The organism is Desulfuromonas sp. AOP6 (genome assembly GCF_009731355.2).
GTDB lineage: Bacteria > Desulfobacterota > Desulfuromonadia > Desulfuromonadales > SZUA-540 > SZUA-540.
This window is the reverse complement of sequence record NZ_AP022810.1, coordinates 724,502-748,025: the sequence shown is the minus strand read 5'-3', so window position 1 is coordinate 748,025 and position 23,524 is coordinate 724,502. Positions and strand designations below refer to the sequence as shown.

General features: G+C 60.3%; 22 protein-coding genes and 1 pseudogene. 9 read left to right on the top strand and 14 right to left on the bottom strand.

What is annotated here, in order from left to right; all coding sequences use genetic code 11:
- Positions 1 to 105 precede the first annotated feature (105 nt).
- From AOP6_RS03535 to AOP6_RS03520, 4 genes and pseudogenes are all read right to left on the bottom strand, one after another.
- Entirely contained in the window at positions 106 to 519 is a 414-nt protein-coding gene (locus tag AOP6_RS03535; RefSeq protein ID WP_213194742.1) for a hypothetical protein, read from the bottom strand.
- Between the two features lie 163 nt (positions 520 to 682).
- Complete coding sequence (locus tag AOP6_RS03530) at positions 683 to 1,255, bottom strand: transposase (protein WP_155875249.1); 573 nt, start codon at positions 1,253 to 1,255, stop codon at positions 683 to 685.
- 209 nt (positions 1,256 to 1,464) lie between these two features.
- Positions 1,465 to 1,794, bottom strand: a pseudogene (gene rhuM, locus AOP6_RS03525) (RhuM family protein); the annotation flags it as partial.
- A gap of 14 nt (positions 1,795 to 1,808) precedes the next feature.
- A complete protein-coding gene (locus tag AOP6_RS03520; RefSeq protein ID WP_155875247.1) occupies positions 1,809 to 2,699 on the bottom strand; it encodes a radical SAM protein in 891 nt (296 codons plus the stop codon).
- 449 nt (positions 2,700 to 3,148) lie between these two features.
- Here AOP6_RS03520 and dctP point away from each other — a divergent pair, with 449 nt between their 5' ends.
- From dctP to AOP6_RS03490, 6 genes are all read left to right on the top strand, one after another.
- Positions 3,149 to 4,327, top strand: coding sequence for a TRAP transporter substrate-binding protein DctP (dctP, locus tag AOP6_RS03515; RefSeq protein ID WP_155875246.1), 1,179 nt, complete (start codon positions 3,149 to 3,151; stop codon positions 4,325 to 4,327).
- A gap of 71 nt (positions 4,328 to 4,398) precedes the next feature.
- The gene (locus AOP6_RS03510; RefSeq protein WP_213194741.1) at positions 4,399 to 4,899 is read left to right on the top strand and encodes a TRAP transporter small permease subunit; all 501 of its coding nucleotides are present in this window, start codon (positions 4,399 to 4,401) and stop codon (positions 4,897 to 4,899) included.
- 31 nt (positions 4,900 to 4,930) lie between these two features.
- Complete coding sequence (locus AOP6_RS03505) at positions 4,931 to 6,271, top strand: TRAP transporter large permease subunit (RefSeq protein WP_155875244.1); 1,341 nt, start codon at positions 4,931 to 4,933, stop codon at positions 6,269 to 6,271.
- Positions 6,272 to 6,300: 29 nt separating this feature from the next.
- The gene (locus AOP6_RS03500; RefSeq protein WP_155875243.1) at positions 6,301 to 6,810 is read left to right on the top strand and encodes a universal stress protein; all 510 of its coding nucleotides are present in this window, start codon (positions 6,301 to 6,303) and stop codon (positions 6,808 to 6,810) included.
- A 37-nt stretch (positions 6,811 to 6,847) separates the two neighbouring features.
- On the top strand, positions 6,848 to 8,281 hold the full coding sequence (locus AOP6_RS03495; protein WP_155875242.1) for an FAD-linked oxidase C-terminal domain-containing protein: 1,434 nt from the start codon (positions 6,848 to 6,850) through the stop codon (positions 8,279 to 8,281).
- Entirely contained in the window at positions 8,268 to 9,569 is a 1,302-nt protein-coding gene (locus AOP6_RS03490; protein ID WP_225897344.1) for a (Fe-S)-binding protein, read from the top strand. Before AOP6_RS03495 ends, AOP6_RS03490 begins: the two co-directional genes overlap by 14 nt.
- Before the next feature lie 80 nt (positions 9,570 to 9,649).
- Here the strand turns inward: AOP6_RS03490 and AOP6_RS03485 are convergent, their stop codons facing one another.
- From AOP6_RS03485 to AOP6_RS03470, 4 genes are all read right to left on the bottom strand, one after another.
- Positions 9,650 to 10,372 carry a FadR/GntR family transcriptional regulator gene (locus AOP6_RS03485; RefSeq protein ID WP_155875241.1) on the bottom strand — a complete coding sequence of 241 codons (723 nt, stop codon included), beginning with the start codon at positions 10,370 to 10,372 and terminating at the stop codon, positions 9,650 to 9,652.
- Between the two features lie 122 nt (positions 10,373 to 10,494).
- The gene (gene ablB, locus AOP6_RS03480; RefSeq protein WP_155875240.1) at positions 10,495 to 11,334 is read right to left on the bottom strand and encodes a putative beta-lysine N-acetyltransferase; all 840 of its coding nucleotides are present in this window, start codon (positions 11,332 to 11,334) and stop codon (positions 10,495 to 10,497) included.
- Complete coding sequence (ablA, locus tag AOP6_RS03475; RefSeq protein WP_155875239.1) at positions 11,327 to 12,643, bottom strand: lysine 2,3-aminomutase; 1,317 nt, start codon at positions 12,641 to 12,643, stop codon at positions 11,327 to 11,329. The genes ablB and ablA overlap by 8 nt, the downstream gene beginning before the upstream one ends.
- 167 nt (positions 12,644 to 12,810) lie before the next feature.
- Positions 12,811 to 13,989: a rhomboid family intramembrane serine protease gene (locus tag AOP6_RS03470; RefSeq protein ID WP_155875238.1), complete on the bottom strand. Its 1,179-nt coding sequence runs from the start codon at positions 13,987 to 13,989 to the stop codon at positions 12,811 to 12,813.
- 147 nt (positions 13,990 to 14,136) lie between these two features.
- On the opposite strand from AOP6_RS03470, the gene AOP6_RS03465 reads away from it, so the two are divergent.
- The 3 genes from AOP6_RS03465 to AOP6_RS03455 all read left to right on the top strand — a co-directional run bounded on the left by AOP6_RS03465 (position 14,137) and on the right by AOP6_RS03455 (position 16,356).
- On the top strand, positions 14,137 to 14,742 hold the full coding sequence (locus AOP6_RS03465; protein WP_155875237.1) for a trimeric intracellular cation channel family protein: 606 nt from the start codon (positions 14,137 to 14,139) through the stop codon (positions 14,740 to 14,742).
- Between the two features lie 88 nt (positions 14,743 to 14,830).
- A complete protein-coding gene (locus AOP6_RS03460) occupies positions 14,831 to 15,487 on the top strand; it encodes a fumarylacetoacetate hydrolase family protein (RefSeq protein WP_155875236.1) in 657 nt (218 codons plus the stop codon).
- The gene (locus AOP6_RS03455) at positions 15,484 to 16,356 is read left to right on the top strand and encodes a Rossmann-like and DUF2520 domain-containing protein (RefSeq protein WP_155875235.1); all 873 of its coding nucleotides are present in this window, start codon (positions 15,484 to 15,486) and stop codon (positions 16,354 to 16,356) included. The genes AOP6_RS03460 and AOP6_RS03455 overlap by 4 nt, the downstream gene beginning before the upstream one ends.
- 7 nt (positions 16,357 to 16,363) lie before the next feature.
- Here the strand turns inward: AOP6_RS03455 and nfi are convergent, their stop codons facing one another.
- The 6 genes from nfi to ppdK form a co-directional block, all read right to left on the bottom strand.
- Positions 16,364 to 17,107 (bottom strand): deoxyribonuclease V, encoded by a 744-nt coding sequence (nfi, locus tag AOP6_RS03450; RefSeq protein ID WP_225897343.1) that lies wholly within the window; start codon positions 17,105 to 17,107, stop codon positions 16,364 to 16,366.
- Between the two features lie 600 nt (positions 17,108 to 17,707).
- Positions 17,708 to 18,154, bottom strand: coding sequence for a hypothetical protein (locus AOP6_RS03445; protein ID WP_155875234.1), 447 nt, complete (start codon positions 18,152 to 18,154; stop codon positions 17,708 to 17,710).
- Between the two features lie 121 nt (positions 18,155 to 18,275).
- Positions 18,276 to 19,232, bottom strand: coding sequence for a D-2-hydroxyacid dehydrogenase (locus AOP6_RS03440; protein WP_155875233.1), 957 nt, complete (start codon positions 19,230 to 19,232; stop codon positions 18,276 to 18,278).
- A gap of 362 nt (positions 19,233 to 19,594) precedes the next feature.
- Positions 19,595 to 20,122, bottom strand: a complete 528-nt coding sequence (locus tag AOP6_RS03435) for a DUF6691 family protein (RefSeq protein WP_155875232.1) — start codon at positions 20,120 to 20,122, stop codon at positions 19,595 to 19,597.
- Positions 20,119 to 20,655 carry a YeeE/YedE thiosulfate transporter family protein gene (locus AOP6_RS03430; protein ID WP_155875231.1) on the bottom strand — a complete coding sequence of 179 codons (537 nt, stop codon included), beginning with the start codon at positions 20,653 to 20,655 and terminating at the stop codon, positions 20,119 to 20,121. The genes AOP6_RS03435 and AOP6_RS03430 overlap by 4 nt, the downstream gene beginning before the upstream one ends.
- A 161-nt stretch (positions 20,656 to 20,816) precedes the next feature.
- The gene (gene ppdK / locus AOP6_RS03425; protein ID WP_155875230.1) at positions 20,817 to 23,480 is read right to left on the bottom strand and encodes a pyruvate, phosphate dikinase; all 2,664 of its coding nucleotides are present in this window, start codon (positions 23,478 to 23,480) and stop codon (positions 20,817 to 20,819) included.
- Positions 23,481 to 23,524: the final 44 nt, after the last annotated feature.

Genomic DNA, 23,524 nt, shown 5'->3' with positions numbered 1-23,524 from the left:
TCAGGTCCTTCCTATATTGAATAATTGGCCATATGAAGGTAACGGCATGGGGACAGTGGGACAAACCACGCCAAACCAGCTGGCCACAATTAGCTTTTTTTATTATCAAACAGGTCCAATTGCTGCTTTTTCTTCGGCTGGGGCGCGGGAATATTCTGGCTGTCTGCCGCCCCTATGAGAAACGGCGGAACGCGGCTCTGGGTCAAGGCCGTTGGTGAAACGGGTCTCGATGCCGGTCGATTCGTAACAAAAGGGGAGCCCCTGCGTGTACTTGGAGGATTGGACTTCGATGCCGGTCAGGGTACTGCCGGCCTTTTTGGCCTCGATCACCCCGGCGGCCTGACCGTCGATGTAGAGCAGGTAATCGGCAAAGCCGAAGCCGGGGAGCGGAAACTCACGAATGGCAACGCCAAGCGCGGCATGGATGTGGGCCGTTTTAGCGTCCTGAACTTGCCACCCGGCCTGCAGCAGCAGGCGATCAATCTGTTCGCGGGCTTCTTGTTCAGGTGCAGGGGTCATGGGGCAACCATCCAGTCAGCAGGAGCCATATCAGAGGAAAAGCGGCATAAAGCGCCGCCCAGCAAAAGCAACCACGCAATAATAAAGGATTAAAACCGATTTGTGTATCAGGAAATCCCTGAGTTTCACACCTTTTTTCAAGCGGGCGCGATGAATCGCGCCCCTACGGCACCCGCGTCGGATGATTGCTATCCTCTTCCCAGCGGGCTGGATTTTCGACGATATATTGTCGGACACCATCCCATTCCACATCGTCACGGATAACACGTTCGTAATAATTACGCTGCCAGACCGGAGCACTGGGGGTATTGCGGAACTGGTTAATGGCATGGGTACAACGTGCCTTGAATGCCCGCACAATTTCACCCACCGTAGGGGCGCGATTCATCGCGCCCTGGTTTAACGCGCCCTGATGACCGGGGGCCGGGTTCGCCGATTCGGGCGCAATGAATTGAGCCCCTACGGGGTTATTAATCACAACAATCCCATGCAGATGATTCGGCATGACAACGAACGAATCCAATGTGACTTGGGGGTAATGAAGGGGCAAATCTTGCCAGGCCTCCAGAACAATGCGCCCGTTCGGATTCATCACCACCTTGCCATTACCCGCATCGCCCAACAGGCATTCCCTTTCGTGCGTGCATATTGTCACAAAATACGCCCCATCGCGGGAATAATCATAATCCCGCAACCGGATGGACCGCCGATGGTGTATATCCGGTTTGAAAACCATCCAACCCTCCGACCTGGCGCGATCATCGCGCCCTTGGGCATACAGGGCGCAATGAATTGCGCCCCTACATACCATTTCATTTACAACGAACACCACCGTAGGGGCGCGATTCATCGCGCCCTGGTTTGTCGCGTCTTGGGCTGATCTGGGCGCGATGAATCGCGCCCCTACATTTTATTCGCACCGAGGTGTCAAGGACGTTCCCCCTCCCGCGTGGCCCACTGGCGAAACTGGGTGCCACGTTTGGAATTTACGCGATATCCAACCGAAATGATGGCATCGAGATTGTAAACCTGAGTTTGATAGGTTTTTCCGTCAGCAGCAGTTCGTGCATATTTTGCACGAACTGCTGACTCGACTAATTCGCCTTCTCTGAAAACATTTCGAAGATGTCTGGTGATTACCGAGCGATCTCGATCAAAAAGTTCGGCCATCTGGTCCTGGGTCAGCCAGACAGTCTCGTTATCCAGTTGTACGTCAAGACGGGTTTTCCCATCATCAGCCTGATAAATCAGTACGTTTGTCTCAATGGGTTTCATAAAAGCCCTTCCTCCTAAAAAAACTCCTCCTCATACTCGGGCACCAGGTTGAACCATTGCGGGTGTTTCTTGGCTTCGGCGAGGGCCATTTCGGCTTGGGCGATGATGCGGTCGCGGTCTTTGGGGTAGCTGCCGGCGAGATTGAGGATGTTGGAGACGTGGTTGGAGCGCAGGATGGTGCGCTGGGGGTCGAGGTGGCGCACGATGTCGAGGGCTTCTTCGATGACCTGGCCGTTGCTCAAGGGGCGGATGAGGCGGAAATAGGCGTCGTTGTGCCGACGGAACATGGTGAGCAGGGAGAAATATTCGGGGGAGAGTTCGGTGATCCACGCCGCCGTGGCGCGGGCGTGTTCGCGGCTGCGTTCACTGCCGGCCAAGCCCAGAATGGCGGTGACGGAGAGCTTGAGGCCGGCGGCCTGGGCTTTGCGGCAGAGCTGCAGCATGTCGGCGGCGTTAAAACCTTTGTTGACCAGCTTGAGGGTGTCGTCGTCGCCGCTTTCAAGACCGAAATAGAGAATGCGCAGCTTCTTTTCGCGCAGGGCTTCGAGATCGGCCAGGCTTTTGGTGGTGAGGCTGTTGGGCGAGGCGTAGGCGCCGACGCGGGTGAGATTGGGAAAGGCCTCGGCGAGGCGGTCGAGGATGTCGAGCAGACCGGCCTGGGGATAGACGAGGGCGTCGCCGTCGGCGAGGAAGATCCGCCGGATGTGGGGGCGATGATGGGGGGGAACCTCGGCGATCTCGGCGGCGATTTCGTCTACGGAGCGGATGTGGAAGGATTTCATCTTGTACATGCCGCAGAAGCGGCACTGGTTCTGGCTGCAGCCGACGGTGATCTGGAAGATGAGGGACTGGGCTTCGGAGGGGGGCCGAAAGACCGGCTCCTGGTAATCGAAATAATAATACATGCCTGATTTCCTGCCTGCTCGGGTTGCCGGGGGACGCACTCCCCCGACTTTACCCGCACTGGGCGAAAATGGCAAAGGCTTTGCGGCTTCAAGGTCTTGCCTCGCCCCTGTTTCTGCCCCGGCCAGACACCAGAACCAGAGTTTTTCCAAGGAGCTCTGCCGAAAAAGCGGGGAACCCGAGGTAAAACTCCGGCCGTTCTATATAGCAAAACAGAAATATATTGGTCTGACCATATTGTAAATCCATGGCGACCATGTGAAGTGCCTCACTTTGACTTTCCTCATTTTTCTCGTAAGGTATACAACAAACAATGTTTGTTTTTTCTATTGACGAGGCCTGAAAGTTCGTCTAAGTTTTATTGGTCTGACCAATTTAACAACATACCACCACCTTCAACCCGCGAGCGCAAAGGCGCGCTCGCCAGATTCGGACAAAAGGAGGAGAAGCAATGAGGAGATTCGGATGGCTGGTCGCTCTGGCCGCAGTTTTCACCCTGGTTTTCGCCCCACAGGCATTCTCACAGGAAAAACGCGAAAAGTTCGGCGTGGACAAGCGCAACGAGGAAGTCAAACGGGAGATTCGCACAATCAAACCATCCAAGGAAGAGTTCCGCTGGAAGATGGTCATGCCCTGGGCCAAGGGCATGCTCTTTTACGATATAGCCCAGCACTTTTCTGACTCGGTTGCCCTGGCTTCCGGCGGCCGCCTGCAGATCAAGCTCTTCTCGGCGGGCGAACTGGTCGGCGCCAATGAGGTTTTTGACGCGGTGAGCAAGGGTTCGGCCGAAATCGCCCACTCGTCGCCGCTGTACTGGAAAGGCAAGAATGAGGCCTTTGTCGCCTACGCCTCCGTCCCCTTCGGGCTGGATGCCGAAGGCTACAACATCTGGCTCTATGAGCGCGGCGGTCTGGAAATGCTCCAGGACCTCTACAAGCCCTACAACATCTACGCTTTACCGGCCGGTCAGACCGGTCAGGAAATGGGTCTGTTCTCCAATAAGAAGGCCACCAAAATGTCCGACTTCAAGGGGATGCGCATCCGTACTCCCGGCTGGTACATGGACATCATGAACGGTCTCGGCGCCTCCGTCAGCCCCCTCCCCGGCGGCGAGGTCTATCTGGCCCTGGAGCGCGGCGTCATCGATGCCGCCGAGTACTCCACCCCCGCCATCAACTACCCGATGGGCTTTGACGAAATCACCAAGTACGTCATCACCCCGGGCGTCCATCAGCCCGGCTTCCAGTGCGACATCATGATCAACCAGAAGGCCTGGGACGCCCTGCCGGACGACCTGAAGTGGATCGTGAAGATCGCGGCCAAGGAAACCCAGCTCTGGTCGAACGCCTGGATCGAGAACCTCAATGCCGAAGCGATCAAGCGCTTCCAGGAAAAGGTCGAGTTCGTGCAGCTGGACGACGAGACCCTGAACGCCTTCGCCAAGCACACCCAGGAATACCTGGAGGGACTCAAGAAGAAACATCCCGAAGTCAAAAAAGCCCTGGATTCTCAGGAAGCCTTCAAAAAAGACTTCGCGTCATGGCGCCAGATTCGCAGCGGCGTCGCGCCCTGGCCCTATGAAAAGTACATCAGCGGGGAACAGAAATCCCAAGGGCACCATCTGCACTAGCAGCGGTCTTTTTCAACGATGGACCCCGGCCGCACCGGCCGGGGTCCTCTCCTGCAGCCATGGAGACACCCATGCTCTCAGTTGAGCGTTCCATCAATACCCTGAATGAAAAAACCGGCGTCCTCACCTCGTATCTAGCGCTGCCGCTTATCGTGGTGGTGGTGTACGAGGTTTTCATGCGGTACGCCTTCAATGCGCCGACCACCTGGGGATTTGAACTGACGACCTTCCTTTACGGGATGCATTTCGTCCTCGGCTTCGGCTTCACCTATCTGCACGATGCCCATGTCTCGATTGATGTCTTCGAGGCGAAGCTCCCGCAGCGGCCTCGAACCATCCTGCGCATGGTGACCAACCTTGTGCTCTTTATCCCCACCGTCGGCCTGCTGTCTTACGGCTCGGTGATTTATGCGGTCTCTTCCTGGCAGGACTGGGAAAAGGCGCCCACGTCCTGGGCCCCCCCGCTCTATCCTTTTAAGACGATCATGGCCATCGGCTTCATCCTGCTGTTCCTGCAGGGCGTGGCCAAACTTATCGCCGATTTCCGAACCCTCGGCGACACCAGAGACTGATCATCCTTGCCCCGCGGAGAAGATTTTTCCCATGACTCCTGAAATCATGACCTTATTGATGTTCGGTACGCTGATGCTTTGCATCGCGCTCGGACATCCGCTGGCCATCACCCTGGCGGCGGTCGCCACTTTTTACGGACTGATTGAATACGACGGGAACATCAGCGTCCTGATCGACCTGTTCGTCAATAATGCCTGGGGGCTGCAGCAGAACTACGTACTGGTGGCGATTCCCCTGTTTATTTTCATGGCCCAGATCCTCGATCGATCGAAGGTCTCGGAGGGTCTCTTCGATGCCCTCTACATTGTGCTGGGGGGACTGCGCGGCGGTCTTGGCATGGCCGTTATCGTGGTCAGCACCGTCTTTGCCGCCACCACCGGCATCATCGGCGCCTCCGTGGTGGCCATGGGCCTGATGGCCGGACCCGCGCTGCTGAAACGCGGCTACCAGACCGGACTGGGGGCGGGCATCATCTGCTCCTCCGGCACCCTGGGCATTCTGATTCCGCCGAGCATCATGCTGGTGGTCTATGGCGGGCTGACAGGCATGAAGGAGACGTCCGTCGGCAACCTTTTTGCCGCGGCCATCCTGCCGGGCATCCTGCTGTCCGGCATCTACCTGGCCTACGTCGCCATCCGCTGCGGAATCAACCCCAGCCTGGGTCCACCGATTCCGAAGGAGGAACGCACCGCCACGCTGGGTCAGAAGCTCTCCATGACCTTAAAGAGTTTCGTCCCCCCCTTCAGCCTCATCCTCATTGTTATGGGCACCATTCTGGCGGGGATCGCCACCCCGACGGAAGCGGCCGCCCTGGGCTGCATCGGCGCCATGGTGCTGGCCCTGTTCAATCGCAAGCTCACCTGGGAGGTCCTTTCCCAGACCTGCAACGCCACCCTGCGCACCACCGCCATGATCATGCTGCTGTTCGTCGGCGGCAAGCTCTTCAGCGTCGTCTTTCTGTCCATGGGCGGCGGCGATGTGGTCGCCGATCTGCTCTTGGGGATGGACGTTCACGATTACGTGATCCTGGCCATCATGATGGGCGTGGTCTTCATCATGGGGATGTTCATCGACTGGGCCGCCATTCTGCTCGTCGTCGTGCCCATCTTCACCCCCATTGCCAACGACCTCGGTTTCGACCCGCTCTGGTTCGCCATGCTGGTATGCGTCAATCTGCAGACCTCCTTCCTGACGCCGCCCTTCGGCTATGCCCTCTTCTACTTCAAGGGGGTCGCACCGCCGGAGTACTCCATGGGGGATATCTACAAGGGGATTCTGCCCTTCGTGCTGATTCAGGTCATCGGCCTGGGCGTAATGATCGCCTTCCCCCAAATCGTCACCTGGCTCCCCACGGTGTTCTTCGGGGGCTGATTCACCTTCAACCTTGAGGGAAGAGACCTATGCTACCGGAAATCAAAACGATTCTCTATGCCACCGGCCTCGGCCCCGGCGCGCCCCATGTCTTTCGCTATGCGATGACGGAGGCGGAAAAACACCAGGCGCGACTGGTGGTCCTGCATGTGCTGGAGCCGCTGAACCCTTTCGGCCAGCACCTGGTGGAGCTGCATATCTCCCAGGAGCAGCGGCAGCAGATCCAGGACCAGGCGCGCGACCATGCCCGCTCAAAGATAGATGAGCGGATAAGGCGGCTCTGCGAAAAGGAGTCCTGCCATGTGGCCGTCGGCGAAAAGATTGTCGACGAAATCCGGGTCATGGAAGGTCAACCCCACCTGGAGATCGTCTCCTGCGCCCGGGAGATCAAGGCCGACCTGATCATCATCGGCTCCCATCGCCACAGCGCCATGGGGGAAGCCATGCTGGGTCATACCGCCAACCGGGTCGTGCATCGTTCCGAAATCCCGGTGCTGCTGGTGCGCATACCCGACGGCTACCGCGAAGCGGGTTTCTGAAATTATTGACCACGGATACACCAATGAAGAGGCCAAGATGATTTCCAAGACTGCGATCAAGCACCTCAAGGAAAAGCTGGGCGAGAAGAACGTCCTCCACGAAAAAGAGGACCTGCTGGTCCTCGGTTATGATTCGACCCCCGGGGTTCATCACCTTCCCGAAGTCGTCGTTTATCCCACCTCGACGGAGCAGGTGCTGGCCGCCATGGAGATCGCCGCCCGCGAAGGTCTGCCCCTGGTCCCTCGGGGGTCGGGCACCGGCCTGTCGGGGGGGAGTGTTCCCGTGCGGGGCGGTATGGTGCTGACGCTGACCCGCATGAACCGGATCCTGGAAATCGACGAGGAGAACCTGACGGCGACAATGGAGCCGGGGGTGATCACCCTCGACCTCTTCAATGCCGTCGCCGCCAAAGGCCTCTTCTACCCGCCTGACCCCGGCTCGCAGAAGATCTCCACCATCGGCGGCAACGTGGCGGAAAACGCCGGCGGCCTGCGCGGCCTCAAGTACGGGGTGACGCGGGATTACGTCATGGGCCTCAAGGGAATCCTGCCGGACCGGAGCCTTATCACGACGGGCGGCAAGAGCGTCAAGGACGTGGCGGGCTACGGTTTCAAGGACCTGCTGGTCGGCAGCGAAGGGACCCTGGGGATCATCACCGAGGTGACCGTCAAGCTCGTGCCGCCCCCGCGCGACAAGCGCACCTTCCTGGCCTACTTCAACGATGTGCGCACCGCCGGTGAGGCGGTCTCCCGCATCATCGCCGCCCGCATCATCCCCTCGACCATGGAGATCATGGACCGGGTGACGATCAACTGCGTGGAGGATTACGTCAATATCGGCCTGCCCCGGCAGATGGCGGCCCTGCTCCTTATCGAGGTCGACGGTCACCCCGCGCCCGTGGCGGAGGAGGCGGCGGAGGTACGGCGCGTACTCGAACAGGTGAAAGCCGCCGAGATCCACGTCGCCGAAACGGCCGAACAGGCGGCCAGCCTCGCGGCGGCGCGCCGCACCGCCCTGTCGGCCCTGGCCCGGGTCTCCCCCACCACCCTGCTGGAGGATGCCACCGTGCCGCGCTCGCGCCTGGCCGAGACTTTCGGAGAAATCGAGCGACTGGCGGCCAAGTTCAAATTGAAGGTCGGCACCTTCGGCCACGCCGGCGATGGCAACCTGCACCCGACGGTGCTGTGCGACGAGCGCAACCACGATGAGATGGAGCGGGCCCATGCCTTCTACAACGAGCTTTATGAAAAAGTGCTCGACTGGGGGGGGACCGTCTCCGGCGAACACGGCATCGGCCTGGCCAAGAAGGAGTATCTGGCCCGCCAGATCGGCGCCGGCGGCGTCAAGGTCATGAAGCGCATCAAGCAGTCCTTCGACCCCGAAGGCATTCTCAACCCGGGCAAGATCTTCGAGGACCAGGACTCCGGCGCCGAACAGCATCTGGAGGAGGGATTCCGTGTCTCACACTGACAGCCTCGGCAACTTCCGTCCTAAGGACGCCCCGGAGTACGAAGACGTTCTGCAGTGCATGCGCTGCGGCTTCTGCCTGCCCACCTGTCCGACCTACGCTCTCACCGGCCGGGAGCGCTCCAGTCCCCGCGGGCGGGTGGCGCTGGCCCGGGCCGTGGCCGAGAAGAAACTCGAATTCACCGGCGCCGTCAAGGAAGAGGCCTTCTTCTGCCTGGACTGCCGCGCCTGCACCACGGCCTGCCCCTCCGGCGTAAAGGCGGGGGAAGTCATGGAGGTCTGCCGTAGCCAGGCCCACGCCTTCTACCCTCTGGGGGCCATGGGCAAGACCTTTCGCGAGTTCATCCTGCAGCGCATGCTGGTGTCCCCCGATCTTCTCGAGCACTCCATGCTGCCGACCCGCCTGTACCAGCGTCTCGGCCTGCAGTGGCTCGTGCGCCACCTGGGCATCCTCAAGCTCGGCCCGGACTGGATGGCCAAGGCCGAAGGGATGCTGCCTTCGCTGGAGAAGCCGCTGCGCCCCCAGCTGCCGGAAGTGGTCCCGGCCCAAGGGGAAAAACGCGGCCGGGTCGGCTTCTTTCTCGGCTGCGTCATGACCCTGCTCTACCCCCAGGTCTCCCGGCAGACCGTGCGCGTCCTCTCCCATCAAGGCTATGAGGTCGTCACCCCCAAGGCGACCAAGTGCTGCGGCGCCCCCCACCTCTCCGAGGGTGACCGGCAAACCGCCCGGGAGCTGGCCCTTTTCAATCTCGATCTCTTCCTCTCGCAGGAAGTCGACTGGATCGTGACCGACTGCGCCGGCTGCGGCGCCGCCCTGAAGGAGTATGAAGAGATCCTGGCCGAGGACGCCGATCATCATCGGCTCGCCCTGTTCCGCGCCAAAGTCAGGGACATTTCCGAGTTTCTGGCGGCCGAAGGCTTGCGCACCGAAGGGATGAAGGAGGTGCGCCGTTCGGTGACCTATCACGAACCCTGTCATCTCTGCCACGCCCAGGGCATCTCAAACCAGCCCAGACAGCTGCTGAAGGCCATTCCCGGCCTCGAACTGCGGGAGATGGCGGAGTCCAGCTGGTGCTGCGGGTCGGCGGCCACCTGGGGGTTGAAGTACAGCGAGGAGAGCCGCCAGGTTCTCGACCGCAAGCTCCAGAATGTGACGGCGACGAAGGCCGACATTCTCGTCACCGCCAATCCGGGGTGCCAGCTGCAGCTCGCCTGGGGGGTCCGCCAGGCCGATATGCCTCAGGAGGTGCGGCACCTCATGGAAATTCTGGGGGAAGCGATTCCGGACTGAGTGGCGAAACGAAAGCCATGCACAGAAAAAGGAAAGGCCATCCGCAGGGATGGCCTTTTTTCGTGGGGGACGGCGAGAAATCAGGAGATTTTCAGGAGTTCGGCCATCTTTTCTTCGACCATGACGAGGTGTGTCATCATGGCCTGCCGGGCCCCTTCCGGATCGCCGGCGGCAATAGCGTCGTATACGTCCCGGTGCTGTTTTTTGAGAATATCGATATATCCCTCTTTCCGGTAGAACTCCATCAGGGCCACATGGACGGTGGCGTGAAAGAGGGAATGAATGGTGTCGAGGACATGCACCTGCAGGGTATTGTGGGTAGCTGCCGTGATGGCATAGTGAAACTGCGAATCGAGTTCGGGATCCCAACCCCCGCTCGGGGCCTGGCCCTCCATCTCCTCCAGCAGCATCCTCATCCGGTCGATCTCTTCGGGACGGGCTCGCTGCGCCGCCAAAAAAGCGGACCAGCTCTCCAGCCCCATACGGACCTCCACGAGGGCATGCAGCATCCGGGGATCTTTTTCGCCGACCAGGGCCGAGAGGGGATCGGCCAGGGAGGTCTGGGCCAGAGAGCGCACGTAGGTACCACCACCCTGGCGGGATTCCAGAAACCCCATGGCTTCGAGAACGGTGATCGCCTCGCGCACGGAAGGACGGCTGACCCCCAGCAGAGAGGCCAGATCCCGCTCGGACGGGATGCGTTCTCCCGGCCCCAGCTCTCCCCTGGCAATCAGTTCCTTGATCTGCTCGATGATTTCCTCGGCAATCCGGCGAGGACGAATGGGCGTAAAGAGTGAGTTCATTGCAGGTGATCGTCATCCGAAGGTGAAAGCGGTTGGGCAATTGGTCTTACCAAATTCGGACAATCTTACGACACCTGGTGAGGCCTGTCAAGGCTCGGGAGACTCCGCCTTACGCCGTCGCTTCAGCTCTGCAGAGGCTTGTACCACACGTTCATGCTTTCGAGCTCGCCGGAGATCTGCGTATTGTGGGTGAGGGTGCCGCTGTAGGTGTAACCGCCACGGGCAAAGGTGATGTTCATGCCATGGCTGTAGGCGCGGGCAATGGTGTAGGCCGTCTGGATGCCGCGGTCGCCGGCGACCTCTTCGAGCCGATCCAGCAGGTGGCCGGCCAGACCCTGGCCCCGGTAGTCGGGAAGGGTAGCGAAGTCAGTCATCTCGGCGTTCAGGCCGCGCACGTCCTTTTCGGCCGAAGCCAAAGCGACGAGGTGATCGCCATCCCAGATGCCCAGGTAATCGACATGGCTCTCCATGGTATCGCGCAGATAATCGGGATCGTGAATGGGGAAGGGATAGGTGGCGAAGACCTGGCGGTAGACTTCTGCCATGGCCAGGGCGTCGGCGGGTTCGGCCAGACGGCAGGTCATGGCCGGCGGCAGGGTGATGTCGGCCTGGTTCCCTTGACGGGAACGGGCGGCCTCCAGGGCGCTCTCCACCAGCTCGGGCTTCTGCTCCTGCTGCCGGTCGGGACAGAAGTACTTGCCCATGAAATAGACCGGGTCTTCTCCCCGGTAGAATTCAGGGATGGCGGCCTCGGCTTCGTAGCCATGCTGGCGGAAGGACTCCAGGGCGGCCTCCGGCACCTTGGCGAAGACCTTGGTGTAGTCCTGCTCCTGCGCCAGCTGGTCAAGATAGGGGACCAGGCGGGGCAGATCCTCGGCCGACAGGCTCATCAGGTAGGCCCGGTTGCTGTGGGGGCCGTGTTGAATGGTCGATTGTCCGAACTGCTCTATGGTATCAGTCATGGGTGCGTCGCTCCATACGGTCGTTGTTTTCGGGGGTGAGAGAGATGGTACGATCCGAATCGGACAGCAGCCGCTCGATGCCGACGGCGGCGCACTCGGTGGAATCCTCCAGTTTGAGGTCGAGGTGGCACTCGTCGCACTTGCGGTTGCAGAAGATGGACTCGTACTTTTCGGGCTCCTGGTAGGTGGTGATCACTCCCTCATAATTGCGCAGCACCACCTTGTTGGTCGACAGGGAGATGAGGTAGTTGGGATTCATGGGGATCTTGCCGCCGCCGCCCGGCGCGTCGATGACGTAGGTCGGCACGGCGAAGCCGCTGGTATGGCCGCGCAGGCTCTCCATGATCTCGATCCCCTTGCCGACGGGGGTGCGGAAGTGGGAGAGCCCCTCGGCCAGGTCGCACTGGTAGAGGTAGTAGGGGCGCACGCGATTTTCCACCAGTTTATGCACCAGCGACTTCATGATGCGCTGGCAGTCGTTGACCCCGGCCAGCAGCACCGACTGGTTGCCGAGCGGGATGCCGGCGTCGGCCAGCAGGCGCAGGGCCTCTTTGGCGGAGGCGTTAATCTCGCGCGGGTGGTTGAAGTGGGTGTTGAGCCACAGAGGCTGATGTTTTTTCAAACGCTCCACCAGCTCGGGGGTGATGCGGTAAGGAAGCACGACCGGCATGCGGGTGCCGATGCGGATGACCTGCACGTGCGGGATGCGGCGCACCTCGGTGAGAATCCAGTCGAGATAGTCGTCGGAGAGCATGAGCGGGTCACCGCCGGAGAGGAGCACGTCGCGGATTTCCGGATGCTGGCGGACGTAGTCGATCCCCTTGAGGATATCTTCACGACCGGGGATGGAATCGCGGTCGCCCACCTTGCGCTTGCGGGTGCAGTGGCGACAGTACATGGAACAGACATTGCTGACCTGCAGCAGCACCCGGTCGGGATAGCGGTGGGTGACGCCGGGAACGGGGCTGTCCTTGTCCTCGGAGAGCGGATCGGCCATGTCGTGCTTCTCGATTTCCAGCTCACGGGAACAGGGGAAGGCCTGCTTGAAGACGGGGTCGTTTTCGTGATCGTCGGTATTGATGAGAGACAGGTAGTAGGGGGTGATGGAGAGGGGGAATTTTTTAACCGTCAGTTCGAGGGCTTTGCGTTTTTTTGGGTCAAAGCGAATGCCCAGCAGCGTCTCTACCGTATCGATATCCTGGATGGAATGTTTAAGCTGCCAGCGCCAGTCCCGCCAGTTTTTGAGAGTGACATTATTTGAACTGATTTTTTCTGCGATTTCCTGCTGTGCTGCCGAGTAGATGGGCACGGGGAAAACTCCTTTGGTGATAGTGAATGCCAGGGCGGGTAGCTGAAAAGCCCGCCATTTATTTTCAAGTCGAATATTTCGTACGCGAACGTTTTTAACATAAACAGCCTTTCATGTCAAATGACCGCATTTGTAAGGGCTTGAATCCGTGAGGAAATCGGGTTTGGCTACTCTTTTTCGCCCAGTCGTTCAATGGCGCGCAGGTGCAGACGCGCTTCCTCGGCGACCTCATCGCTGCGGGCGGTGTCGAGGGCTGAGAGAAAGTAGTGGTAGGCGCTGGTGACGGCGCGGGGGGTGTGCAGCTGGGCCCGCCCCGCCCCCAGATAGGCGCGGGCGATCTGCGGGTCGGTCGGACGCTCGCCGATGAAGCGTCGGAAAAGAGACAAGGCTTGGTCATGAGCGCCGCTGCCAAGGAGGTATTCCCCCAGCTCGAGCACCACCGGCGCTGGTACCCGCAGGCGATCCGCCCGGCTGGAAAGGGAAAAGTATTTGGCCGCCGCCCAGGCGGGATTGCCTTCACGCAGGTGGCCGGTAATCTGCTCCGGCAAGTACGTGCCATTCTCCCTGCTACGGGCGGAAGACGCCGGCCGCACCGAGGAGGCGGAGCGCCACAGAGGGAAGCGGTCGATGCCCCAGGCAATACCCATCCCGGCAATAAAGCCGCCGATGTGGGCCCCGTGCGCCACCCCACCCTCACCGCCGCGGGACAGCAGGAAGGGAAGCAGGTTGTCGGCCAGCAGATAGAAACCGAGCACCAGGCGGGCGGGGATGAGGAAGGTGTTCATGATGAAGGGAAAGAGAAAAATGAAGACCTTGACCTGATTGCGCGGGAACCACAGGAAGTAGAGACCGAGCACACCGGAGATGGCGCCGGAGGCACCTACCAGGGGCACCTGGGAGTGAGGAACAAAGAGCGCAAAAAAGAGGGTGGCGGCGATACCGGTGACCAGATAGACCAGCAGAAAGCCGAGGTGGCCGAGGCGGTGCTCGACATTGTCGCCGAAGATCCACAGGAAGAGCATGTTGCCGGCCAGGTGCATCCAGCCCCCGTGCAGGAACATGGCGGTAAAGAGGGAGAGCAGGGACGGCGCGCCGGGACGGTAGCCGTACTCATAGACAAAGACGTCGTAGGCGCTCAGGTGCGCCAGGATCTGCTGGGCTGAAATGCCGCCGCGCACACCAAGAGAGCGCAGGTATTCGAGCAGCATGGGGTCGGCCAGTTCGGGGCTGCGGGCGGTGAGCGGCAGGGAGAGCAGCAGAAAGATCGCGACGTTGAGCCCGATGAGCAGGTAGGTCATGATGGGGGTGGAACGGGGATTGGGCGTGTCGCCAATGGGCAGAAACATGGCAAACCTTTCTCTGTGAATCGTCCGCCCCGAAAAGCTTTTCTGCGACGCGGTCCAGACGGCATTTTAGCACAGATCGGGCCCGCTGACACCTCTTGCTTTCCACGGGTGAAAAAGGTATTCTGCCCAGCCTGGAGGAAGCCTGCCATGTCCCTGCTCTACGCTCTCGATCTTATCGGCACCGCCGCCTTTGCCGCCTCCGGCGCCTGGGCGGGAGTCCGCCGCAAAATGGACCTTCTCGGCGTGCTGGTGCTGGGCCTGGTCACCGCCACCGGCGGCGGCACCCTGCGCGACATCCTGCTGGGCGACCTCCCTCCCTTCAGCCTGAAGGATGAGACCTATCTCTATCTCTCCATTATCGTATCCCTGGCCGTCTTCTTCTTCCACCGCCGCCTGCACCGCCTGCAGCACCCCCTGCTCTACTTCGATGCCATCGGCCTCGGTACGTTCGTGGTCATCGGCACCAGCAAGGCGCTGGCCTTCAACACCGGCTTCATCGGCGCCGTCATGATGGGGGTAATGACCGCCACCGCCGGCGGCGTGGTACGTGACGTCCTCTCCAACCAGGTCCCCCTTATCCTGCGCAAGGAGGTATACGCTTCCGCCTGTCTGGCCGGGGCGGCCCTGCTCTACCTGCTGCATCACCTTCCCCTGCCCCACTCCCTGGCGGCGCTGCTGGCCGCTCTGACCGTCATCATGGTGCGCCTGCTGGCCATCCGTCACAACTGGGCCCTTCCCAAGGCGCGCGCTTGAAGTGAAAAATAAAACAAGGCCTTGCCCTTTGCCCATTCCCGCGATTTACTTAAGTTGATCTCTATAGACCATCTTTGAGGAGCGCATCATGCAGACCGTTCATATTCTGAGCAGCCAGAAGGTTTTCCGGGTCGGAAAAATCGTCTGTCTGGCCCGCAACTACGCCGATCACATCAAGGAGCTGGGGAACGAGGTTCCCGACAAGCCGGTCCTCTTCATCAAGCCGGCCACCAGCATTATCCGCGACGGTGAGAACGTGGTCATTCCTGCCTACAGCAACGACTGCCACTACGAGGTGGAACTGGCGGTACTCATCGGCAAGTTTGCCAAAAACGTCGCCGAAAAAGATGCCATGAGCCATGTGGCCGGCTACGGCGTTGCCATTGACATGACCCTGCGGGACGTACAGTCGGAGCTCAAAGCCAAGGGGCTCCCCTGGGAGATCGCCAAAGGGTTCGACACCGCCTGCCCCCTCTCCGATTTCGTCGCTGCCAGTGAGGTCGAGGATCCGCACAACCTGGGCATCCGTCTTTCCGTAGACGGCATGCTGCGCCAGGATGCCTCCACAGCGTTGATGATGCGCCGCATCCCGGCCATCGTCCAGGCGATCTCGGCCATCTTCACTCTGGAGGAAGGGGATATCATCCTGACCGGCACCCCGGCCGGAGTGGGGTCGGTCCAGAGACGCAGCCGTCTGCGGGCCGAGATTGACAAGGTCGGCTGTCTCGAAGTGGGGGTAAAGTGAGCACCCGCATCGCCCTCATTGGACCGGGACGGCTGGGGCAGGCCGTCGGTCGCCTGCTGGCTGACGCCGGCCATGAGTTCAGCGCCGTGGTCAGCCGCGACCTCGCCCGTGCCCGGGCGGCCGCCCGCTTCATCGGCAACCCCCAGGCGGGGACGACAGACCTGACGAAGGTCAAGGACGCGGAGATGGTCTTTCTGGCCCTGCCGGACGACGACATCGCCCCTATGGCGGCCAGACTGCGCCAGGGAGCACTGGTCCGGCCCGGCACCATCCTTGTTCACTTCAGCGGCATTCACGATAGCAGTATCCTGCTGGGGGAAGAAGGAACGCCGGTACAGGGACTGGCCATCCATCCCATGCAGAGCTTTGCCGACGCGGTCATCGGTATGCGCAATCTACCCGGCAGTCTCTTCGCCATTGAAGGCGACGCCTCCCTCATCCCCCTCGCCAGAGCGTTGGTGGATGACATGGGCGGCCTGCCGTTCATCCTCACCCGTGAACAGAAACCCCTCTATCACGCCGCCGCCTGCACGGCCTCAAACTTCCTGGTCGCGCTGGTGGCGACCGCCGGAGAGATGCTGTCGCACTGCGGCATCGACGCGAAAGACGCCGGCCGCCTCTTTGCTCCCCTGCTTAACGGCACCGTGAAAAACCTGTCCGCCCTGGGACCGCAGACGGCTCTCACCGGACCCATCGTACGCGGCGACATCCTCACCGTCGAAAAACATCTGGCGGCGCTGGAGGCGTTGCCGGCGGACCTGGGTCGCATTTATCGCCTCATGGGAGGAAAAACGGTGGATGTAGCCGAAGAGTCGGGGCGACTGGACGCCGACAAGGCCGCCATCTTGCGAGACCTGCTGCAGAAGTAAGCTGGTTTTAATCGAGGCCGACCCCTTCGCGGGCCTGCAACCGCAGCCGGTTGGTCAAAAGATGGGCCAGGCGGGTCGGCTCCGGCATGCGGTAACGCGTCGTGCAGGCCAGGGTCACTTGCGCGGCGCGGGCGACCGTACACAGGTGCCCCGGCGACACATAGAGGGGGCGCACCCGGTCGCGCGTTCGCAGCACCGCGCCCACCTGATCGCCCTTCAGCTCCAGCGCCGCATAATCGCCTTTATGCAGCCCGGGCTCCTCGTGGTCCCCGCACAGACGGCTCTTGGCACAGCCGATGGTCGGCAGCTGCAACCAGAGCCCAAGATGACTGGCCAGACCGAGGCGGCGCGGATGGGCGATGCCCTGCCCGTCCACCAGCACCACGTCCGGCCGCGTCTGCAAACCCTGGAAAGCTTGCAGCAGCACCGGCAGTTCGCGAAAGGACAGCAGACCGGGGATGTAGGGGAAGCTGACCCGAGCCACGGCGCTGGCCTCTTCCACTACCTGCAGATCCGGATAGCTCAGCAGCACGACCGCCGCAAAGAATAAATCCCCGTGTTTTTCATAGGAGACGTCAACTCCCGCCACCCGACGCAGCGAAGGCGTCACTCCATCCTCCAGACGCACCTGTGCGGCCAGCCGCCGCTGCAGAGCGACCGCCTCGGCATAAGTCACCGACCAATCATGCAGACGCGCAAAGTCCATCATCTCCCCCGTCATCATCGAGCCAACATCAACGACAATTGACAATCCACCACCAAGGCACCAGGACACCAAGAAGGTCTGGCTTAAGGATAACAGTCCCGTTTGAATTTAGGGGTTTCCTTGGTGTCTTTGTGCCTTGGTGGTGAAAGAATCAAGGGCAACAAAGACAATCCACCACCAAGGCACCAGGACACCAAGAATGTCTGGCTTAAGGATAACAGCCCGTACCTCTGAGTCCCGGTTGGATTTAGGGGTTTCCTTGGTGTCTTTGTGGCTTGGTGGTGAAAGGATCAAGGGCAACAAAGACAATCTACCACCAAGGCACCATGCCACCAAGATGGTCTGGCTTAAGGATAACAGCCCGTACCTCTGGGTCCCGGTTGGATTTAGGGGTTTCCTTGGTGTCTTTGTGCCTTGGTGGTGAAAGAATCAAGGGCAAAAAAGGCAATCTACCACCAAGGCACCATGCCACCAAGATGGTCTGGCTTAAGGATAGCAGCCCGTTCCTGGGGTCCGGTTGAATGGATGGGTTTCCTTGGTGTCTTTGTGGCTTGGTGGTGAACGATTTTTCGAGGTCTAACGGCAGGAATCAAGAAGCCAGGCCCGCTGCAGAAAGCGGAGCCTGGCCATGGGCAGAGAGTTGAATCAGCGGGGCAGGCCGCGCAGCAGCTTACGGCCGTCGCGGAAGAGGATTTCCACCTTGTTGGGCGGGGTGACGGCGGTGACGATGCCTACGCCGAAGACGGGATGGCTCACCAGATCGTCGGCGCGGTAGGTGCCGTCCATGGCATAGGTTTTCGCCGCGCCGGTAGCCTCCTCGCCACAGCGTTCCTCCCAGAATATCAGGTCAGCGGTAGCGGCGCGTTGCCGGGGCTGACGCGGCACGGTATTACCTTTGGTGGCCGTGGTCCGTGGCGTGGCGGTCTTCTTCGGTGCCGCATCCCGGTAATTGTGCATGCCGCCACAGGTATTACACTGAACCCGCACCACCTTATCGCCCACCATGGCGACAACGGTATGGTTGGTGACCATACGGCATTTGGTGCATTGGGAATCGACCAGGTCGCCGGCGGAGATTTTCTTTGGGCTCATATCTTTCCTTCTTTCAAAAAAAAGCCACAGAGAAAACTCCCTGCGGCGGTTGTCCTGTCAAAGTGAGCGCCTCTTATACCATCAGCACCGGCAGCTGTCAAGGTGAAGCGGGGGAATGGTTTCAGCTCACCACGTTGGCGGCTTCCCCGCGCTGGTAGGCCGCGAGATTGGCGACGGTAATATCGAGGAGGCGCTGGCGGGCCTCCTGAGTGGCCCAGGCGATATGCGGGGTGATGAAGCAGTTCTTCGCCGTCAGCAGGGGGTTGTCGGGTGAAGGCGGCTCGCTGCCGAGGACATCGAGGCCGGCGCCGGCGATCCTGCCGCTGTTCAGGGCAGCAGCCAGGGCGGCCTCGTCAACCAGCGGCCCCCGTCCCGTATTGATAAGCAGAGCCGTCTTCTTCATGGTGGCCAGCCGCGTTTCATCCACCAGCCCCTCGGTCTGCGGGGTGAGCGGACAATGCAGGCTGATGACGTCGGCACGGGCAAAGAGCTCAGGAAGCTCGACAAAGGTCACCTCTTCGCTCTCGCCATACTTCTCTGGATGGGCGGTATGGACCAGGACTCTCATACCGAAAGCGCCGGCGATGCGGCTCACCGCCCGACCGATCTGGCCGTAGCCCACAATACCCATGGTGCGGCCGTCGAGCTCGGTCAGGGAACGATCCCAGAAACAGAAGTCGGGGCTGGCCGACCAGCGCCCCTGCCGGACCAGATGGTCGTGATGGCCGACCTGCTGGGTCAGTTCCAGCACCAGGGCGAAGACCATCTGCGCCACTGAAGCCGTGCTGTAGCCGGGCACGTTGGTCACGGTGATGCCCCGACGACGCACTTCTTCCAGCGCCACCACGTTGTAGCCGGTGGCAGTGACGCCGATATAGCGCAGCTCGGGCAACTGATCGAGCACCTCGGCGGAAAAGACCACCTTATTGGTGAGTACGGCCTCGGCGCCCCGGCAGCGCTCCACCACTTGCGGGGCCGGGGTGCGTTCATAAATGGCACACTCACCCAGCGCCTGAAGAGAATCCCAGCTCAAATCGCCGGGATTCAGCGTATAACCGTCAAGAACCACAATTTTCATATTTATATGTCCTCCGGGATTGTCGACCTGAGCTGACAGCATAGCAAAATAAAAGGAAGCATACACCTCAGCAAACCCAGGGGGAGTAAACTCAGAACAACTTAAACGATCAAAAAGACCAACAGGCAGTGCCCGGCAGACCGGGACAGGTGACACACGGCAGGAACAAGTTACCCCGTGTGAACGCAGTGAGCCGGGGCCCTTGCCTTTTCGTGCTACGAAGTAAAGAACCTCTTAAGCTGGCTCCATTTCAACAAAACCACCAAAATCCGGCGCCAGCAATAAAAAAGCCCTTTTTTGCTTACTTTTTGTGGGCTTGGACAAAAAGTAAGGCGTCCGGCGGGGCGCAACCCGCCGGTCTCTCACAACCCCTTCTTCTCAAAAAACCGAAAAAGCAAAACCGCCCCAACGACAAAGACCAGGATCACCGGCCAGTGATTGACACCCAGCACCTGCGGAATAGTGATTTTGCCCAGGTTACCCCAGGTGAGCACGGTGCGCTTCATCAGGGGAAAGGCTTCGGCGTAGACGGCGGCGCCGGCCACCATACCGAGGATGCCGTAGAGGGCGTCCCAACGTCCTTCACCCAGGGCCCCGGCAGAGGTGCCGGGGCAGTAGCCCAGCAGACCCCAGCCGATACCGAAAATGAGTCCGCCGATGATATTGCCGCCAAGAATCGTCGTTTTGAGACTGAGCTTGGCCAGCTCCAGATCGACCAGCAGGTAGATACCGACCATACCGACGAGAACGCTGGTCAGCATGAATTTGATAATGGTCATGTCGATGAGGCGCAGCACGCCGAGCTGCTTGTCGTAACGCAGTACGCCGCCTTTCTGCAGGATAAAACCGAAGGCCACACCCGTGAGCAGCCCATAGATCAGCATATTCATGAGGACTTCCTCCCATAGATGAGGCGGGCGACGATAATGCCGCCGATGAAAAAGCAGGCGAGAGAAAGAAGACCGCTAACAGCCAGCTGGAGCGAACCGCTCAGCCCATGACCGCTCGGTCAGCCATCGGCAAGACGCGCTCCGAACATGGCCACGGCGCCACCGCTGAAAGCAAAGAGGGCACGCCTGCCGTAACTGGCACTACCGAAACGCTGGCGCCACATATCGGGCAGGCCCTGCAGACGGAAGGTGCGACCGGTGACGGAAGCAATGAGGGCACCGATGAAGATACCGACCACAAACATCCACTGCCAGTCGATCTTGGGTGCGGTCTTGATAAAGTAGTCCATTTTCTCCACGCGTTCCGGCGAGAAGACCTTTTCGACCATGCCGGCGGCGCGGACAAAGGTGGTGGAAGCACCGAGATATTTTCCAGCGATCCACACAGAGAAGACGGAGACCAGCCCGGAAAGGGCTCCGGCCAGATAGGGATTCCAGGCGCCGTCGCGCCCAGGGGCAAAACGTGGAGTCATAAAAAATCCTTTCGTCGTCATGAATAAAAAAACCGGTTAAACCATCGGCATGACAGATAATTTAGCATATATCGACCAGCACGCAAGCAGCGTGGTGCGATAAAAAATCCCCCGGGAAAGTCTTTCCCGGGGGATCACATAGGACTGGAAAACTGAAAGTCTTATTGCTCGTCCATCAGGGCGGCATGCGCCGCTGCCAGGCGGGCAATGGGCACGCGGAAAGGAGAACAGGAAACGTAATCGAGACCGATCTTATGGCAGAAGATGACACTGGAAGGCTCGCCACCGTGCTCGCCGCAAATGCCGAGCTTGATGTTGGGGCGGGTCTGGCGCCCTTTGACGCAGCCCATCTCCACCAACTGTCCGACACCGCTCTGATCGAGGGCGACGAAAGGATCGTTGGGGTAGATCTCGCGCTCGACATAGAAAGGCAGAAACTTGCCGGCGTCGTCGCGGGAAAGACCGTAAGTGGTCTGGGTGAGGTCATTGGTGCCGAAAGAGAAGAACTCGGCCTCTTTGGCGATTTCATCGGCGGTCAGGGCGGCGCGGGGCAGCTCGATCATGGTGCCGATGAGGTACTCGACCTTGACGCCGTAACGGGCGACGACCTCGTCGGCGATGCGAATAGCGTTGGCCCGCAGGATGGACAGTTCCTTGACGTGGCCAACCAGGGGAATCATGATCTCGGGAACGATGTCGAAGCCCTCTTCCTTGACCAGTTCACAGGCCGCTTCCATGATGGCCTGCACCTGCATGTCGTAAATCTCGGGGAAGGTGATGCCCAGGCGGCAGCCGCGATGGCCGAGCATGGGGTTGAACTCGTGCAGGAAATCAACCTTGTTGCGCAATACCTGGGGCTGCACCTTCATGACGGCAGCCAGCTCATCAATGTCCTTGTCCGTATGGGGAAGGAACTCGTGCAGGGGCGGATCAAGCAGGCGAATGGTCACCGGCAGCCCCTTCATCTCGCGGAAAATGCCGAGGAAGTCCCCTTTCTGCATGGGTAGAATTTTGGCCAGGGCGCCTTTGCGGCCAGCGATATCCTCGGACAGAATCATCTCCCGCACCGCCATGATGCGCTCGGCTTCGAAAAACATGTGCTCGGTGCGGCACAGACCGATACCCTCGGCGCCGAAGTTGCGGGCCACCCTGGAGTCGTTGGGCGTATCGGCGTTGGTGCGCACCTTGAGGCGGCGGAAGGTATCGACCCACTCCATGAGGGCACCGAAATCTCCGGTCAGCTCAGGCTGAACGGTGGGAACTTCGCCCTTCATCACTTCACCGGTGGAGCCATCGAGGGTGATGACATCCCCCTTCTTGAGGACGACGCCGTCGCGGGCGACGAACTGCTGGGTCTTGTAGTCGACCTTGATATCGCCGCAACCGGCCACGCAGCACTTGCCCATGCCGCGCGCCACGACGGCGGCGTGGGAGGTCATGCCGCCGCGGGCGGTGAGGATGCCCTGGGCGGCGTGCATGCCGTGAATATCTTCCGGGCTCGTTTCCACGCGCACCAGAATGACCTTGAGACCGATCTTGGCCGCTTCTTCGGCCTCATCGGCCGAGAAGACCACCTCGCCGCTGGCGGCGCCGGGGGAAGCGGGCAGGCCTTTGGCGATAACATTCTTGGGCGCCTTGGGATCAAGAGAGGGATGCAGCAGCTGATCGAGCTGTTCGGGCTGCACGCGCAGAACCGCTTCCTTGTCGCTGAGCACCCCTTCCCGCACCATGTCGACGGCGATCTTCACCGCCGCCTGGGCGGTGCGCTTGCCGTTGCGGGTCTGCAGCATGTAGAGCTTGCCTTTCTCGATGGTGAACTCGATGTCCTGCATGTCGCGGTAGTGCTTCTCCAGGGTCTGCTGCACCTTCATGAGCTGGTCGTAGCACACGGGCATGACCTCTTCCATGGAAGGGAGGGTGCCGTCGCCGCCGATCTTGTTGATGGGCTGGGGCGTACGAATGCCGGCTACGACATCTTCACCCTGGGCGTTGACCAGGAACTCGCCGAAGAAGACGTTTTCGCCGGTGGAGGGGTTACGGGTGAAGGCCACGCCCGTGGCGCAGTCGTCGCCCATGTTGCCATAGACCATGGACTGAACGTTGACGGCGGTCCCCCACTCGGCGGGGATGCTGTTGAGCTTGCGGTAGGTGATGGCGCGAGGGTTCATCCAGGAACCGAAGACGGCGCCGATAGCGCCCCACAGCTGTTCCTGGGGATCTTCAGGGAAATCTCGTCCCAGCTCTTCACGGACCTTCTTTTTAAAGAGGACGACCATTTCCTTGAGGTCGTCTGCGGTCAACTTGGTGTCCTGCTCGACGCCGCGCTGTTCTTTCATATTTTCGAGGATATGTTCGAGGACATCACCGTCAAGATTGAGAACGACGTTCGAGTACATCTGGATAAAGCGGCGGTAGGAGTCGTACGCGAAACGGGCGTCGCCGCTCTGTTCGATGATGCCCTGCACAGTCTGACCGTTAAGACCGAGGTTGAGGACGGTGTCCATCATACCGGGCATGGAGGCGCGGGCGCCGGAGCGCACGGAGACGAGCAGCGGGTTCTTCGCGTCGCCGAATTTCTTCCCCATGAGCGTCTCGACCTTGCGTAGATTCTCTTCTACCTGCCCTTTGAGTTCGGCGGGGTACTGGCGGTTGTTCTTGTAGAACTCGGTACACACCTCGGTGGTGAGGGTAAAACCAGCCGGCACCGGCAGACCGATCGAGGTCATTTCGGCCAGATTGGCCCCTTTACCGCCCAGTAGGTTTTTCATGTCCCCTTTTCCTTCGGCCTTGCCGTCGCCGAAGAAATAAACATACTTCGTAGCCATCGGTACTCCTCCTCAAAGGTTAGTAAAAATAAACAATTGCGCCA

Coding starts and splice junctions, on each gene's coding strand:
- AOP6_RS03465 (WP_155875237.1), top strand. CDS start 14,137: ATGTCCCTGCTCTACGCTCTCGATCTTATCGGCACCGCCGCCTTTGCC.
- AOP6_RS03470 (WP_155875238.1), bottom strand. CDS start 13,989: ATGTTTCTGCCCATTGGCGACACGCCCAATCCCCGTTCCACCCCCATC.
- AOP6_RS03535 (WP_213194742.1), bottom strand. CDS start 519: ATGACCCCTGCACCTGAACAAGAAGCCCGCGAACAGATTGATCGCCTG.
- AOP6_RS03505 (WP_155875244.1), top strand. CDS start 4,931: ATGACTCCTGAAATCATGACCTTATTGATGTTCGGTACGCTGATGCTT.
- AOP6_RS03530 (WP_155875249.1), bottom strand. CDS start 1,255: ATGGTTTTCAAACCGGATATACACCATCGGCGGTCCATCCGGTTGCGG.
- ppdK (WP_155875230.1), bottom strand. CDS start 23,480: ATGGCTACGAAGTATGTTTATTTCTTCGGCGACGGCAAGGCCGAAGGA.
- dctP (WP_155875246.1), top strand. CDS start 3,149: ATGAGGAGATTCGGATGGCTGGTCGCTCTGGCCGCAGTTTTCACCCTG.
- AOP6_RS03500 (WP_155875243.1), top strand. CDS start 6,301: ATGCTACCGGAAATCAAAACGATTCTCTATGCCACCGGCCTCGGCCCC.
- AOP6_RS03485 (WP_155875241.1), bottom strand. CDS start 10,372: ATGAACTCACTCTTTACGCCCATTCGTCCTCGCCGGATTGCCGAGGAA.
- AOP6_RS03510 (WP_213194741.1), top strand. CDS start 4,399: ATGCTCTCAGTTGAGCGTTCCATCAATACCCTGAATGAAAAAACCGGC.
- AOP6_RS03495 (WP_155875242.1), top strand. CDS start 6,848: ATGATTTCCAAGACTGCGATCAAGCACCTCAAGGAAAAGCTGGGCGAG.
- ablB (WP_155875240.1), bottom strand. CDS start 11,334: ATGACTGATACCATAGAGCAGTTCGGACAATCGACCATTCAACACGGC.
- AOP6_RS03460 (WP_155875236.1), top strand. CDS start 14,831: ATGCAGACCGTTCATATTCTGAGCAGCCAGAAGGTTTTCCGGGTCGGA.
- AOP6_RS03520 (WP_155875247.1), bottom strand. CDS start 2,699: ATGTATTATTATTTCGATTACCAGGAGCCGGTCTTTCGGCCCCCCTCC.
- AOP6_RS03435 (WP_155875232.1), bottom strand. CDS start 20,122: ATGAATATGCTGATCTATGGGCTGCTCACGGGTGTGGCCTTCGGTTTT.
- AOP6_RS03445 (WP_155875234.1), bottom strand. CDS start 18,154: ATGAGCCCAAAGAAAATCTCCGCCGGCGACCTGGTCGATTCCCAATGC.
- AOP6_RS03440 (WP_155875233.1), bottom strand. CDS start 19,232: ATGAAAATTGTGGTTCTTGACGGTTATACGCTGAATCCCGGCGATTTG.